This is a genomic window from uncultured Intestinimonas sp. (assembly GCF_944387245.1).
Lineage (GTDB): Bacteria > Bacillota > Clostridia > Oscillospirales > Oscillospiraceae > Intestinimonas.
In genome coordinates, this window is sequence record NZ_CALXEE010000060.1 from 1 (window position 1) to 14,305 (window position 14,305).

General features: G+C 65.0%; 13 protein-coding genes and 1 pseudogene. 6 read left to right on the forward strand and 8 right to left on the reverse strand.

The annotated features are described in order from the left end of the window. Positions 1–229: 229 nt before the first annotated feature. Positions 230–664, forward strand: a complete 435-nt coding sequence (rpiB, locus tag Q0K15_RS08335; RefSeq protein ID WP_294515179.1) for a ribose 5-phosphate isomerase B — start codon at positions 230–232, stop codon at positions 662–664. A 61-nt stretch (positions 665–725) separates the two neighbouring features. Here the strand turns inward: rpiB and Q0K15_RS08340 are convergent, their stop codons facing one another. Beyond that, positions 726–1,328: a cytidylate kinase-like family protein gene (locus Q0K15_RS08340; RefSeq protein WP_294515182.1), complete on the reverse strand. Its 603-nt coding sequence runs from the start codon at positions 1,326–1,328 to the stop codon at positions 726–728. Between the two features lie 124 nt (positions 1,329–1,452). Further along, positions 1,453–2,616: a 5-bromo-4-chloroindolyl phosphate hydrolysis family protein gene (locus tag Q0K15_RS08345; protein WP_294515184.1), complete on the reverse strand. Its 1,164-nt coding sequence runs from the start codon at positions 2,614–2,616 to the stop codon at positions 1,453–1,455. Between the two features lie 295 nt (positions 2,617–2,911). On the opposite strand from Q0K15_RS08345, the gene Q0K15_RS08350 reads away from it, so the two are divergent. Together Q0K15_RS08350 and Q0K15_RS08355 are read left to right on the forward strand one after the other, a co-directional pair. Next, positions 2,912–4,798 carry a VanW family protein gene (locus Q0K15_RS08350; RefSeq protein ID WP_294515186.1) on the forward strand — a complete coding sequence of 629 codons (1,887 nt, stop codon included), beginning with the start codon at positions 2,912–2,914 and terminating at the stop codon, positions 4,796–4,798. Then, entirely contained in the window at positions 4,795–5,718 is a 924-nt protein-coding gene (locus Q0K15_RS08355; RefSeq protein WP_294515188.1) for a DUF975 family protein, read from the forward strand. Before Q0K15_RS08350 ends, Q0K15_RS08355 begins: the two co-directional genes overlap by 4 nt. A gap of 285 nt (positions 5,719–6,003) precedes the next feature. Here Q0K15_RS08355 and Q0K15_RS08360 read toward each other — a convergent pair whose 3' ends face one another. Then, a complete protein-coding gene (locus Q0K15_RS08360) occupies positions 6,004–6,450 on the reverse strand; it encodes a hypothetical protein (protein ID WP_294515190.1) in 447 nt (148 codons plus the stop codon). Between the two features lie 74 nt (positions 6,451–6,524). Here Q0K15_RS08360 and Q0K15_RS08365 point away from each other — a divergent pair, with 74 nt between their 5' ends. Beyond that, a complete protein-coding gene (locus Q0K15_RS08365) occupies positions 6,525–7,205 on the forward strand; it encodes a DUF2461 domain-containing protein (RefSeq protein WP_294515192.1) in 681 nt (226 codons plus the stop codon). A 75-nt stretch (positions 7,206–7,280) separates the two neighbouring features. Next, positions 7,281–8,009 carry a polysaccharide deacetylase family protein gene (locus Q0K15_RS08370; RefSeq protein WP_294515194.1) on the forward strand — a complete coding sequence of 243 codons (729 nt, stop codon included), beginning with the start codon at positions 7,281–7,283 and terminating at the stop codon, positions 8,007–8,009. 48 nt (positions 8,010–8,057) lie between these two features. On the opposite strand, the pseudogene Q0K15_RS08375 reads toward Q0K15_RS08370, so the two are convergent. The 4 genes and pseudogenes from Q0K15_RS08375 to Q0K15_RS08390 form a co-directional block, all read right to left on the reverse strand. Beyond that, a pseudogene (locus Q0K15_RS08375) lies at positions 8,058–9,439 on the reverse strand (NCS2 family permease). A 41-nt stretch (positions 9,440–9,480) separates the two neighbouring features. Further along, positions 9,481–9,768: a DUF1294 domain-containing protein gene (locus Q0K15_RS08380; protein WP_294515197.1), complete on the reverse strand. Its 288-nt coding sequence runs from the start codon at positions 9,766–9,768 to the stop codon at positions 9,481–9,483. Further along, entirely contained in the window at positions 9,765–10,406 is a 642-nt protein-coding gene (locus tag Q0K15_RS08385) for a hypothetical protein (protein WP_294515199.1), read from the reverse strand. Before Q0K15_RS08385 ends, Q0K15_RS08380 begins: the two co-directional genes overlap by 4 nt. Before the next feature lie 90 nt (positions 10,407–10,496). Then, positions 10,497–12,572 (reverse strand): ATP-dependent helicase, encoded by a 2,076-nt coding sequence (locus Q0K15_RS08390; RefSeq protein ID WP_294515201.1) that lies wholly within the window; start codon positions 12,570–12,572, stop codon positions 10,497–10,499. A 366-nt stretch (positions 12,573–12,938) separates the two neighbouring features. Between Q0K15_RS08390 and prfB the strand changes: the two genes are divergently transcribed. Further along, entirely contained in the window at positions 12,939–14,060 is a 1,122-nt protein-coding gene (prfB, locus tag Q0K15_RS08395) for a peptide chain release factor 2 (RefSeq protein ID WP_294515205.1), read from the forward strand. Between the two features lie 49 nt (positions 14,061–14,109). Here the strand turns inward: prfB and Q0K15_RS08400 are convergent. Beyond that, positions 14,110–14,305: hypothetical protein (locus Q0K15_RS08400; RefSeq protein ID WP_294515203.1), on the reverse strand; the 196-nt coding region annotated here is incomplete at its 5' end.

Sequence of the window (14,305 nt, forward strand, 5' to 3'; positions counted from 1 at the left end):
TATGATCGCACTTGGTTCCGATCACGGCGGCTTGTGCCCCACAGAGCCCGGTGCGCTCTGTGGGGACCCCGATTGAATTTGCATGGGGCGGAGTGAATCCGCCCCACGCCAAGGTTTTTCCCTTCGGGCAAAACGCTTGGACGGCGTGACCGCCGGACGCCGCAGGGCGGCGGCGGAAACCCGCTGTTGGATGTAAAATCATGTTGAAAAATAACAGGAGGTAAAAATTATGATCGCACTTGGTTCCGATCACGGCGGGTTTCCGCTGAAGCAGCACGTCAAGGAGTACCTGGATTCCCACGGGCTGGACTATGTGGACTACGGCTGCGCCGACACCACCAGCTGTGACTACCCCGTCTACGCCAAGGCGGCCGCTGAGGCGGTGGCCTCCGGCAAATGCGAGCGGGGCATCGTCATCTGCACCACCGGCGTGGGCATCTCTATCGCCGCCAACAAGGTCAAGGGCATCCGCTGCGCCCTGTGCACCGACCCCTACGTGGCCGAGATGACCCGCCGCCACAACGACGCCAACATGCTGGCCATGGGGGCCGGTGTGGTGGGGCCCAACCTGGCCGAGCGGATCGTGGAGGCCTTCCTCACCACCGAGTTCGAGGGGGGACGCCACCAGCGCCGGGTGGACCTCATCACCGAGATGGAGCGGTAACACACAATAAAAACGAGGGCCCTCCAGGCATCGCCTGGAGGGCCCTCGTTGTATCTGCGGGTCAGCCCCGGAGAATCATATAGTTCTTGATGAGACGGACGGCCCCCTCCACCCCGAGCTTGTCGGTGTTGATGGTGAGGTCGTAGGTCTCCCCGTAGCCCCAATGGCTGCCGGTGTTGGTGCCGTAGTAGGCGGAGCGCAGCTTGTCCATCCGCCGGATCTCCCGGGCAGCCTCGCTCTCCTTGAGCCCGTAGACCTCCACCGCCCGGCGTGCCCGAACCTCCGGGGAGCCGCAGATGAAGAGGTGGACACAGTTGGGACGGTCCCGCAGCACGTAGTTGCCGCACCGGCCCAGGAAGATGGCGGGACCCTGGTCGGCCAGCTTCCGCAGCGCCGTGGATTGAGCCTCAAAGATGCGCTCGCCGTAGGTGAGCGGCTGGGACTCGCAGTGGGGGGTGATGTCCGAGAGCGCGTATATGAACTCGGAAAAGCGCATGTTCTCCGCCATGGAGAATTCCCACGCGCCGATGTCGCTCTCCTGAGCGGCTTTGGAAATGACCTCGTTGTCGTAGCAGGGAATGTTCAGATCCTTGGAGAGCTGCTCGGCAATGGCCCGCCCTCCGCTGCCGTACTGACGGCTGATGGTAATGGTCAGGGCTTTCATGGCGTACCTCCTTGCTCCGTAACGGCTTCCGCTCCCTTCAACCATATTATACCATCAGACATGGATATTTTCAATGAAATACAGAGAAAAATACAAGAAAAATTAGATAATTTCACAATGCGGTTCAGCCGCCCAGCGTCATACCGGAGCTGCCCAGGCCGTCCTTCTCCAGCATCCGCTCCAGCACCGCCACGTCGCTGGTGATGTCCATGGCGTCATCCTGGAAGAGCCGGTCCAGCTGTTGCTCGAAGCCCTCCACTACCTTGTCCATCATGCCCTCGATGCGCTCCTTGGCGGCGGAGATGTTCTCACCCTCCACCCCCTGGGCCTCCAGCTGGGCATAGGAGCCCAGGATCTTCAGGGTGGTGGGCAGGTAGTAGCTCAAAAAACTGCGGAGCTTGCCCTCCTTGTCCGGCTTCTCCCGCAGGTAGGCGAAGATGTTGCCGGTGATCTCCCCAATCCGATCGATCTTACGGCTCATCTCCGGGTCCTCGATGGCGTCGTTGAGGGCGCGGATCTCGGAGAGCACCGCCTCGGCCCGCTCCACCTCCTTAGGGGGCTCCGGCGCCTTCTCCGGCTCCTCCTTGGGGTGATCCTGAATGCCGGCGTCGGTGAGGAAAAGCCGGTCGCTGCTCAGGTCCAGATAGCCCATGGGGAAGATGCCGTCGTCCAGCATATCCTGGAGGTCCTCCCGGACCTTCCGGGGGGCAAAGCCGGTGGCCTCCGCCAGGATGGTCACCGAGATGGATTCCCGGCGGCCGATGAGGGAGAGGTACTGCCGGTAGCGCTTGAGCCGCCGGCTCTTGCGCAGGCCGTACCACAGCATGCACAGGCCGCCGCCGCAAAAGGCCAGGGGGACAAAGATATCCTCCAGGCTATAGAGGAGACCGCCCCAGGAGAGGGCGTCCAGAAAGGCGCTGAAGGCCCCTAGACCGAACACGGCGGCCACAATGGCCCCGGCGATGGTGAATAGACGGCCGCTGCCCTGTTCCTCCAGCTTTTTTCCGGCCTTGGACCGGGCGGAGGCCTTCCGCCGCCGGGCGGCGCCGGTCTGTGTGGGATCGGCGGCGGTTTCCGCCTGAGGGGTGCCGTTCTCCCGCTGGAGGTCGTAGGGATGGCGGCCCACCTGTCCCCGGCGGCGGCCGGTGACGCCGACCAGCCGCAGGATCAGCAGGAAGAGCCCCAGGGGCGGGAAGCAGAAGAGAAAGATTACAATGGGGATCCAGGAGAGCAGATCCCTGTCGTTCCGGTCCTGGCCGGAGCGGTTGAATTGGCGCGGGTCAGACATATCGGCTCCCTCCGAATCGAAATCTGAAAAGGTGAAATTGCCCGGACAAACGTATGCTGTTCAGTATCCAACATCATACAACGAACGGAAGAAAAAGTAAAGCCGCCGGGGACGGGATCAAAGCCCTGCCAGTGTGCTGGCGTGGGTTCTGCTCCGACGATGTAACCGTTCTGTAATTGCTTTTTTTCCCTGTGGAACATATAATGTATCATGGTTTCATGCAAATAGGACCCAACGACCGGCCCGTCCTCCAACGGGTATGGACCGGGAACCGTGTAATTGGAGGCATCCGTCTATGGAAGAGAAAAAGTCCGGTAAGCGGCTGGCCAAGCAAGAAGGCGAGGCCAAAAAGAGCCGGCGGGGGCTCATCGCCTCCGGGATCGTGGTGGCGGTGTTGGCCGCCGGCTATCTGGGGCTGTGCACCTGGGTGGGTGCCAGCGGCACAACTCTGCCCGGCACCACCGCCGGGGGCGTGGAGCTGGGCGGACTTACCCGGGACCAGGTGGAGCGGCGCCTGGACGAGAACCTCAAGCAGCGCTATACCGGGGAAGAGATCACCCTTCAGGTGGACGGCACCAGCCAGAGCTATACCGTCAGCGGCAGCGTGCTGGATGTGGACACCAGCGCCGTCACCGACGCCGCCTGCGGTCTGAGCCAGGGGAATTTCTTCAGCCGGGGCTGGCGGCTCATCCAGTCGCTGCTGGGGGGCAATGACATTGAAGTCCCCCTCAGCTATACCCAGGAGGGGGAGGCCCAGGTGGACGCCCTGCTGACCCAGATCGAGTCCGAGCTGGGCGGCGGCGTGCAGGAGACCACCTGGGAGGTCCAGGGAGATCAGCTGGTCTTCCACATGGGTACCCCCGGCCGGGCCTTTGACCTGAGCAACACCAAGGCGGACATTCTGGACGCCTTTGCCGGGGAGAGCCAGGAGCCCCTGGTCCTCTCCACCGTCACCACCGACCCCGCCGATGTGGACGTGGAAGCCGTCCACGACCAGGTCTACGCCGAGGTGCAGAACGCCGCCCTGGACAAGGAGACCTTTGAGATCACCCCCAGCGTCACCGGTCTGGACTTCCAGACCGCCGACGCCCAGGCAGCCCTGAAGGACGCCGCCTGGGGCAGCGACGTGTCGGTGCCCCTCACCGTCACCGAGCCCACCGTCTCCACCGAGAGCCTGAAGGCCCTGCTGTTCCGGGACGTGCTGGGCGAGGCCAGCTCCAGCGTCTCCGGCTCCTCCAACCGAAAGAGCAACGTGAAGCTCTCCGCCTCGGTGTGCGACGGTATCATCCTGCTGCCTGGAGAGGTTTTCTCCTACAATAACACCACCGGCAGCCGCACCGCTGACAAGGGCTACCTCCCCGCCCCCTCCTATGTGGGCGGCAAGTCCACCGACGAGGTGGGCGGCGGCATCTGTCAGACCTCTTCCACCATCTACTACGCCGCCCTCAACTCCAACCTGAAGATTGTGGAGCGGCACAACCACATGTTTGCCGTGGGCTATGTCCCCGACGGCATGGACGCCACCGTGTGGTACGGCGCCTCCGACTTCCGCTTTGAAAATGACACCGACTACCCCATCAAGATCGTCACCGAGTACAAGAACAGCCGCCTCACCGTCCAGATCTATGGCACCAAGACCGACGACCTGTACGTAAAGATGACCAACAAGGAGCTCTCCTCCACGGCCTGGAGCACCGAGTACAAGGTAGATCCCTCCCTGCCCGCCGGCTCCACCAAGACCGAGCAGACCCCCTACCGGGGCCGTGTGGTGGAGGCCTACCGCAACGTCTATGACGGCAACGGCAACCTGGTGAGCTCCACCCTGGAGAGCAAGAGCACCTACAAGATGCGCAACCAGATCATCCTGGTGAGCCCCTATGACGGGGCACAGTACGGCCTCACCGAGGCCGACGGCGCCATCATCACCACCCCGGCGCCCTCGCCCTCGCCTTCCGCCCCGGCGGAGACGGTTCCCGCCAGCGCCACCCCCAGCGCTACCCCCAGCGCCACGCCGGTGCTGCCGGTGGAGCCCCAGCCGTCGGCCACCCCCAGCGCCGCGCCGTCGGAGACCCCGGCGCCCTCCGCCGTTCCCTCGGAGACTCCGGCGGCCAGTGAGACCACTCCCGACATCGGCATCCCCCTGACCACAGCGCCCCAGAACACAGAGGAGGCCCAGGCATGACAGAACATCCCAGCCAGCAGCGCAGAGCCCTGAAGTTTCGGGCCAAGCGTACCTTTTTCCGCTTCATCCGGCCCTGCCTGGTGTGCACCTTCCTCCTCATCCTCCTCTCCCTGCTGGCGCAGCTTTTTTCCGTGGTGAGCGGGGGCACCTTCTTCTACACCGTCATGGATGTGCGGCAGTTCCCCATGTCCACCGGCATCTGGAAGGCCGACGCCACCGCCATGACCAACCTGCTGGCCCTGCTGGGCCTGGAGAGACTGGGCGACCTGGGCGGACTGGTCTTCTCCGTCCGCTATGAGGATGTGGGTCAGGTGCTGGTGTTCCCGGTGGCCTGGCGTCAGGTGGTCAACGTGGCGGTGATCCAGGGCATCGTGCTCCTGGTCACCGCTCCCCTGAGCTATGGGGTGCTCAGCCAGTACCGGGGCTTTCTGGAGGGCCGGGTCCGGCCCTTCCGGGCCCTCTTCGGCTGGTACGCCGACCTGCGCCTCACCGCCAAGGCCCTGGCCGTCCAGGTCATCCTGACCCTGTGGCGGCTGCTCTCCACCCTGCTGTGCCTCCTGCCCGGCATGTTCTGTGCCGTGGCCGGCACCATCGTCCCCAACGGTGAGATCATGCTGCTGCTGTCCAGTCCCGTGCTCCTGCTGGGCCTGCTGGCGGGCTACTACCTCTATGTGCTCCTCCTACCGGCCCGCTATGTGCTGGCACGGGACCCGGCCTCCTCGGTGTCCCAGGCCTTCTCCAAAGGGCTGGGCCTGCTGGCCGGACGCCACCTGGAGTACTTCAAACTCAATTTCTCCTTCCTGCCCTGGCATATCATCTCCATGCTCCTCTACGGCGTCCCCGACCTCTTCGTCATTCCCTATGTGGAGATGTCCAACTTCCTCTTCCTGGACCCGCCGCCGGTGCCGGAGAACCTGTGACAATGGGACAAGGAAAAAGAACGGCGCACCGCATCCGCGGCGCACAAAAAATGCCGTTACTTTTCCGGCCGGATACCGGCCGGAAAAGTCCTCGCTCCGCTCGCCGCACCGCCCCGGAAGGACGGGTGCGGGGCATTCGATCCAATGCGAGGCGGGCGGCTGCCCCCTCGCGCTCCCCCGCAGGAAACGAAGGAAAATCCTCCTGGGGACAGACTTTGGGAAAAGCACAGACGGCGCGCCGCATCCGCGGCGCGCCGTCTGTCCAATCCTCCGGCGCTGTCCGGCCTAGAGGGTGCAGACGCCCTCACGGACTTCACCGGAGAAGGTGTAGCGGTAACGCAGGCCGATGACCTGAGAGGTACCGGCGGCCGGTTCCCGCCAGGTGAACAGGGCCTGCCCACCGGCGGCCAGACCGGGCAGCACCGGTTCCTCCGCCGGGTGGCCCTCGATGCGAAGGCTTCCCGGCTCTATGGCGCCGTCGGGGGCCACCTCCACCTGGTCCATGGGCAGGGAGGAGCGGTTATACACCGTCACCGCCCGGACAAGCCCCTCTCCGTCGGGCCAGGTCCGGGTCTCGCCCCCCAGCTCCACAAAGTGGAGCAGGGATGTCCCCCGGGGAGAAAGTACCCCCAACAGACGCCGGGGACCGTCGGCGGCTTCCAGCCGCAGGTCCCCCTCCCACCAGCAGAGCAGGGGCTCCGGCCGGTGGAGACAAAATGCACATTGATCCATGCAGTATCCCTCCGCCCCATTCTATGCCGCCGGACCGGCGGCGTGCCCGGGGTATGGAGGGGAGAGGAGTTACCATGTTTCAGGGATTTTCCGACCGGACCATCGACTTTATGTGGGGCATCCGGTTCAACAATGAGAAGAGCTGGTTCGAGGCCAACAAGGAGACCTACCTCCGGGACTTCTACCAGCCTATGCGGGAGCTCAACCGGGAGGTGTGGGAGCGGCTCAACGCCGCCGCCCCCGACCTGGGCCTCTTCGGCAAGGTGAGCCGCATCTACCGGGACGCCCGGCGGCTCTATGGCCGCGGGCCCTACAAGGACCACCTGTGGTGGAGCATCCAGCGGCCCACCGACGAGGAGTTCGCCCGGCGGCCGGTGCTCTGGTTCGAGCTGGAGCCGGAGGGCTGGTCCTACGGCATGGGCTACTACCAGGCCCCGCCGGTCACCATGGCCAAGCTGCGCCACCGGCTGGACCACGATCCAGCCCCCTTTGAAAAGCTGCTCCGGCAGATCAGGAAGCAGGACCGCTTTACCCTGGAGACGGAGGCCTACAAGCGGCCCAAGGGCCATCTGAACGCCCTGCTGGACCCCTGGTACAACGCCCGCAGCTTCGCCCTGAGCCGGGACCACAAGGGCCATCAGCCCGTTCTTTACTCCCATGACCTGGTGGACCTGGTGGGGGAGGATCTGGAGACCCTGCTGCCCATCTACCGGTATATCCTGTCGGTGGAGGCCGACCCAGACCCCCGGAACTGATACAAAAAATTACCAGAAAAATAGGACCGCCCGCCGGACATACTGTTTGGGAACGAACAGGAAAGGCGGGCGGTCATGTTGTCCAGAACCACGCGGGGCGGAGCGGCGGCCCTGGTCCTCCTGCTGCTCACCGCCTGGGCGGCGGCGCCCTGGGTGGCGACGGCGTCGGTGCCGGCGGCGGCCTGGACGGCGGCGGAGACCCCCAAGCTCATCGCCCTCACCTTTGACGACGGACCCCGCCGCTCCACCACCACCGCTCTGCTGGACGGCCTGGCCCAGCGGGGGGTGAAGGCCACCTTCTTCCTCATCGGCGCCCAACTGGAGCACAACGAGGACCTCATCCGGCGCATGGACGCCGAGGGCCACCAGATCGGCATCCACACCTATGACCACGTCGCCCTCACCGGCCTCTCCAAGGCCTCCTTCGCCGCCCAGGTGGCCCTCACCCGGCAGAAGCTCATGGCCATCCTGGGCCACGACGGCTTTCTCCTCCGCCCACCCTACGGGGCGGTGGACGACGCCGTGCGCAAAAACGCCGGCTGCCCCATCATCCTCTGGTCCATCGACCCGGAGGACTGGGGGGACCAGAACGCCGCCAGGGAGATCGAGCACGTGGTGGCCAATGCCCAAGACGGCTCTATCATTCTCCTCCACGACATCTTTCCCCCCAGCGTGGAGGCCGCCCTGGCCATCGTGGACCGGCTCCATGCCCAGGGCTATCTCTTCGTCACGGTGGAGGAGCTCTTCGCCGCCCGGCACATCACCCTGGAGGCGGGGGAGGTCTACCGCGACGCCTATCCGTAAAAAGAGCCCGGAGGTCCCGTTTGGGGACCTCCGGGCTTTTGGCATCCATCAGAAGAAAAAGTATTTGAGGATAAAGAGCACGGCCAGCACACACAGGGCGGGGTTGAGGGAGCGGCGCTTCTCGCCGCCGGCGGCCAGGTGGATAACCACGTAGGAGATGACGCCCAGGGCGATGCCCTCGGAGATGGAGTAGAGGAAGGGCATGGCGGCCACGCACAGGAAGGCGGGGATGGCCTGGGCGTAGTCGGAGAAGTCTACCTTCCGGATGGAGCCCATCATGAGGAAGCCCACCACCACCAGAGCGGGGGCGGTGGCGAAGGAGGGGATGGCCAGGAAGATGGGGGAGAGGAAGAGGGACAGGCCGAAGAGGACGGCGGAGAAGAGGCCGGTGAGGCCGGTGCGGCCGCCCTCGGCCATGCCGGCGGCGCTCTCGGCGAAGGTGGTGACGGTGGAGGTGCCCAGCACGGCGCCGGCGGCGGTGCCCACGGCGTCGGAGAGAAGGGCACCCTTCAGCCGGGGCAGCCGGCCCTTTTCGTCCAGCAGGTCGGACTGGGCGGCCATGCCCATAATGCCGCCCAGGGTGTCAAAGAGGTCCACAAAGAGGAAGGCAAAGACCACCAGGGCAAAATCGGGGGTGAGGGCCTTGGAGAAGTCCATCTGTCCCAGGGTGGGCATAAGGCTGGGCACGCCGAAGCCGCCGGAGAAATCGGGGATGAGGCTCCCCTTGACGGCGGGGTCGTAGAGCCCCGCGAGCTGGCAGAGGATGCCCAGGGCCCAGGTGGCCAGCATGCCCCAGAGGATGTGGCCCTTCACCTTCCGCACCATGAGGACGGCGGTGAGGAGGATGCCCACCATGGCCAGAGCCACGGTGATGCCCACGGTGGAGAACTCCCCGGCGTTGGCGGAGAAGTTGTACATGGCCACCAGGGTGGAGGAGTCCACCACCAGCCCGCAGTTCTGGAGGCCGATGAAGGCGATGAAGAGGCCGATGCCCGCCGATACGGCGTGCTTGAGGCTCATGGGGATGGCGTTGAAGACGGCCTCCCGCACGGGAGTGAGGGAGAGGAGGATGAAGATGACGCCCTCCACAAAGACGGCGGCCAGGGCCATCTGCCAGGAGTAGCCCATCTTCAGCACCACGGTGTAGGCGAAGTAGGCGTTGAGGCCCATGCCCGCCGAGAGGACGAAGGGATAGTTGGACAAAAAGGCCATGAGCACCGTGGCCGCGATGGAGGCAAGGCACGTGGCGGTAAAGACAGCCCCCGGTCCATGCCGGCGTCGCTGAGGATCAGGGGGTTGACGGCCAGAATATAGGCCATGGTCATGGAGGTGGTGACGCCGGCCGCCGCCTCGGTGCGGACGGTGGTGTGCCGCTCCCGGAGGCGGAAGGTGCGGTCCAGGAAACCACCGGCGGTGTGGGGTGAAGACATGGGAAGCACTTCCTTTCCAATGCCCCGTTGGGGCGCATTACTCAGCCCAGGGCCAGCCAGATGAGAAGCCCCACATCCAGAGCGGCCAGCAGGGGAAAGCCGAAGCGGAAGTACCAGTGGCGGGTCTTGTGGCGGAAGACCTGCATGGCCAGGGTGCCACCCAGGGCGCCCCCCAGGAGGGCGAAGAGCCACAGGGTGGACTCGGGGATGCGCCAGGCGTCCCGCCGGGCCTTCCACTTGTCCACCCCCATGAGGGCAAAGTCGATGGCGCTGGTAAAGCACAGCCACAGGGCCGCCACCGCCCAGTGGTCGGCCAGGAAGGCCCTCATACGCCTACCCCCGGCGCCACCAGGCCGCCCCCCAGCTTGGTGGTCTGGAACCACAGCCGGAAGTCCACGGCGTACTCCTTTCCGCTGTCAAGGAGGGTACACAGCTCGGTGCCGTCCCGGCGCTCCTCCAGGGCGATGATGGTCACCCAGTGCCAGTCGTCCAGGCCCTCCACCTCGCCGCTGTGGAGGTTGAGCCAGGCCACCGGCTGGTCGGCGCCCAGGGCGGAGCGGAGAAAGGCGGTGCACTGATCCACAGTGGGCCGGGCCAGCCGCAGCCGGGGGATGTCCAGCTCCCGCAGGGGCAGTGTCACCCCTTTGGCGGCGGCAAAGGCAGTAAGACCCTTGACGAAGAGGTGGGTGGTGTTGACCCCGTGCTTGCCGGGGGTGATAAACTTCCACATCTCCTCCATAAGGGCCAGGACGTCCTTCTGCGCCCAGCTCCCAGGGGGGTACAGGGGGGAGCAGGCCTTCCGGGTCTGGGCCAGATAGCTGGTCATTACACTGGCGGTGGTGGGGCCGCAGCCGGCCTTCTGCTGCCACTCGTCGGCGTACCAGAGCTGGTCGGCCCCCTGCCAGGATCGGCTGCCCTGGGTGACGGTGAGCAGTTCGGGACGGCTGATCGAATAGTTGGTTTCCATGACGGTCTCCCTTCGGACGCCCATACGGCGTCCCATTGGACATGATGTTCCATTTTACCTCACCTTTTGAGGAAACGCAAGGGATGGGCGCTAGGCCCGCCGGAGGAGGGCCCCCTTCCGGCAGGCGGTGAGGTCCAGCCGCCGGACGCCCACCTTCTCAAAGTCGATGACGGCGATGCTGCCGGCGCGGCTCTCGATGACCCCGGGGCCGAACTGGCGATGAACCACCGCCGCCCCGGGGGCAAAGTCCAGCTCCCACTGGGCGGCGGGCACCTCGGCGGTGGCGGCAGGCTGGTCCGGCTCCCCCAACAGCTCGGAGACGAAGGGAAAGCAGACCCGGTCCGGCTCCCCGAATTTGGCCTCGTAGGTGAGCAGCTCCAGGGTCTCCCTGGCCCGGGTGGCCCCCACGTAGAAGAGCCGCCGCTCCTCCTCCAGGGCCTGCCGGGCCTCGGCGGGGGAGGCGTCGGCCTGTCGCCGGGCGGGGAAGAGCCCCTCGGCGGCGTCGATGAGGAGGACCCGGTCGTACTCCAGGCCCTTGCTGGCGTGGATGGTAGAGAGCACAAAGGGACAGGAGGGATCAGACCCGCCCCCGGAGGAGAGGATCTCCTGGAGCTCCTCCAGCCGCCGGAGCAGACCCGCCGGGTCGGGGTTCTGGACGGCCAGGGCCAGCAGTACGTCCAGCCGCCCGGTGTCCATCCGCTCCTCACCCAGGTAGTCGCCGTAGCCCATGTACTTCACGATGCGGCGCAGGGCGGCGAAGCTGCTCATCTGGGGCAGCTTGGAGAGGTGGGTGCCGAAGGCCTTCACCCGGCCCACCTGCCAGGGGGCGAGGCCGGAGCCGGAGAGGAGGCAGTCCACCACCGTCTGCTCCGGTTTCTGGCGGCTTAAGAGACTGGTGAGGAGGGCCTTTTTGATCTTCAGGTCCAGCTTCCAGCACACCCGCAGGAACCGCTCACGGTCGTCGGGCCGGTAGGCCAGGGTGAGGACGTCGGTGAGGTCCCGGACAATGGGGCTGGTGAAGAAGAAGCCCTCCCGCTGACGGCAGGCGTAGCCCACCCCCTCCCGCTCCAGCAGGTCGATGAGGGGAAGGGCGCTGTCGTTGTTGCGGTAGAGGACGGCGGTGGACCGCCGGCAGTCCCTGGCCGCCTGGAGAAGGTACCGGGCCTGGCGGCTGTAATCGGACAGCACCACCCGGCGGATGGGTTCCCCCTCCCGGTTGTCAGTGCGCATGTGCTTGTCCCGGCGGTCCCGGTTGCCCCGGATGAAGGCGTCCGCCCGGGAGACGATGGCCCCGGTGGAGCGGTAGTTGGTCTCCATGAGCAGGACCTTGGCCCCCGGCCAGTTCTGCTCGAACTCCAGCAGGGCCCGGGGCCAGGCCGCCCGGAAACCGTAGATGCTCTGGTCCTCGTCCCCCACCATGAAGAGGTTCCGGTGTTCCCCCGCCAGCAGGGCCAGAATCACGTGCTGGATCTTGGAGGTGTCCTGGGCCTCGTCCAGGCAGAGCCAGCGGTAGCGGCTGCGGTAGTAGCGCAGAATCTCCGGCTCCCGGCGGAGGATGCGCAGGGCAAAGACCATCTGGTCGTCAAAGTCCATGAGTCGGCTGCGGCGCAGGTAGTCCTGGTACTCGAAGTACACGGCAGGGAAGTCCATCCCCTCCACCGTGTGGCGGTGGATGTCGGCCTCAGGGAGCATCATGTTCTTGCAGTAGGTGATGTGGGTCCGGGCCTCCTTGATCTGCTGCTCGGTGGGGAAGCCGCTGCCCGTGCGCTGAAGGAGGTCCCGGAGGACGGCGTTCAGGCGGGACTCGCTGTCGGCCAGGGTAAAGGGCTCAGAGCCCTTCCACCGGGCGTAGGTGTGGATGATGGAGGCGCACAGGCCGTTGATGGTGCGGAAGGAGAGCTGCCGGGCCAGGTCCTCCCCGAAGAGAGCGGCGAAGCGCCGGGCCATGTCCCCGGCGGCGGAGACGGTGTAGGTGACGGTGAGGATCTCCTTCGGGGAGATCCCCCGGCAGCGGATGAGGCAGCCCAGCCGGGCTACCAGCACGGTGGTCTTGCCGCTGCCCGGCACCGCCAGCAGCAGCACGGGCCCCTCCCCGGCCAGCACCGCCGCTCTTTGCTGTTCACTCAGGTCCAGGGGCAGGGAGGCCAGAAACTCCTCCTCGGTCATGGGCGCACCTCCTCTCGTCGTAAAATATTATTATATCGGCCCGGCGGAAAAAAGACAAGCGGGACGGGCACCGGCGGACCGGGCGGCGCATAGACTGGTCCAGACTGACCGTTTGGAGAGAGGGGGCGTGGTCCGTGCAGGAGCAGCAGCGGAAGACAGAGAGCGGCCGGGAACGGCGGCCGGAGGATGTGGATGACCTTATTTTCCGGGAGGAACCGGCGTCCGGCAGCAGTCAAAGATGAGCCCGCCCGCCTTTCGGGCGGGCTTACCGCTGTTTTATGGGGTTTGAGGCGGGTTTTCCTTTACATAGTGGAAAGATTCGGGTATAATAGATAAGCTATTTGAACGGAAGTGAGCGTGCAAGCGATGCTGCAATTCGACGAGTACAAGGTAAAACTCAACAATATCAAGCCCGCCCTGGACGAGCTCTCCCAGGCCCTGGACCTGCCCGCCGCCGAGCGGGAGCTGGATATGCTCAACTCGGAGAGCGCTGCCCCCGGCTTCTGGGACGACCTGGAGAAGTCCCAGAAGGTCACCCGCCGGATGCGCCAGCTGGAAAACAAGCTGGAGGCCCAGCGCAAGCGGGAGAGCCAGTGGGAGGACCTCATGACCCTGTGCGAGATGGGCAATGAGGAGGAGGACGAATCCCTGGTGCCCGAGCTGGAGGAGGGCTACGCCAAGCTGGAGGAGGAGATCGGTGAGGCCAAGCTGGCCACGCTGCTCACCGGCGAGTACGACAACTCCAACGCCATCCTCACCTTCCACGCCGGCGCCGGCGGCACCGAGGCCCAGGACTGGGCCCAGATGCTCTACCGCATGTACACCCGCTGGGCCGAGCGCCACGGCTTCACCTATCAGATCATTGACTACCTGGACGGCGACGAGGCCGGCATCAAGTCGGCCACCATCATGATCGAGGGCGAGAACGCCTACGGCTTCCTCAAGAGCGAGCACGGCGTCCACCGGCTGGTCCGTGTCTCCCCCTTTGACGCCAATGCCCGCCGCCAGACCTCCTTCGCCGCCCTGGAGGTCATGCCCGAGATCCCCGACGACGTGGAGGTGGACATCCGCCCCGAGGACATCGAGATGCAGGTGTTCCGCTCCTCCGGCGCCGGCGGCCAGCACATCAACAAGACCTCCTCCGCCGTCCGCCTCATCCACAAGCCCACCGGCATCGTGGTCTCCTCCCAGCAGGAGCGGTCCCAGTTCCAGAACAAGGACACCTGTATGCGGATGCTGCGCTCCAAGCTGGTGGAGCTCCAGATGCAGGCTCACGCCGAGAAGATCTCCGACCTGAAGGGCGTGCAGATGAAGATCGAGTGGGGCAGCCAGATCCGCTCCTACGTCTTTATGCCCTACCAGCTGGTCAAGGACAACCGCACCGCCTATGAGACCAGCAACATCAATGCCGTCATGGACGGCGACCTGGACGGCTTCATCAACGCCTACCTCACCGCCGAGGCCACCGGCAACTGGGCCAGTAAATAAAGTCAAAAACCGGAGACGAGCATGCTCGTCTCCGGTTTTTTATTACCTATTACCAAAAGCACCGCATAAATGTAAAATTTTCTTTTACATTGTATTGTATTCTTCTTCCTGCCTTGGTACTATAAGAAGTATTAGGGGAAGGAACTGAGGAAAACCCTAAAAAACGAGGAAAGGTGGAAAACGGGAAAATGAAGAAGAAAGTGCTCTCGCTGGCACTGGCGGCGGCTATGACGGTGAGTCTGGCA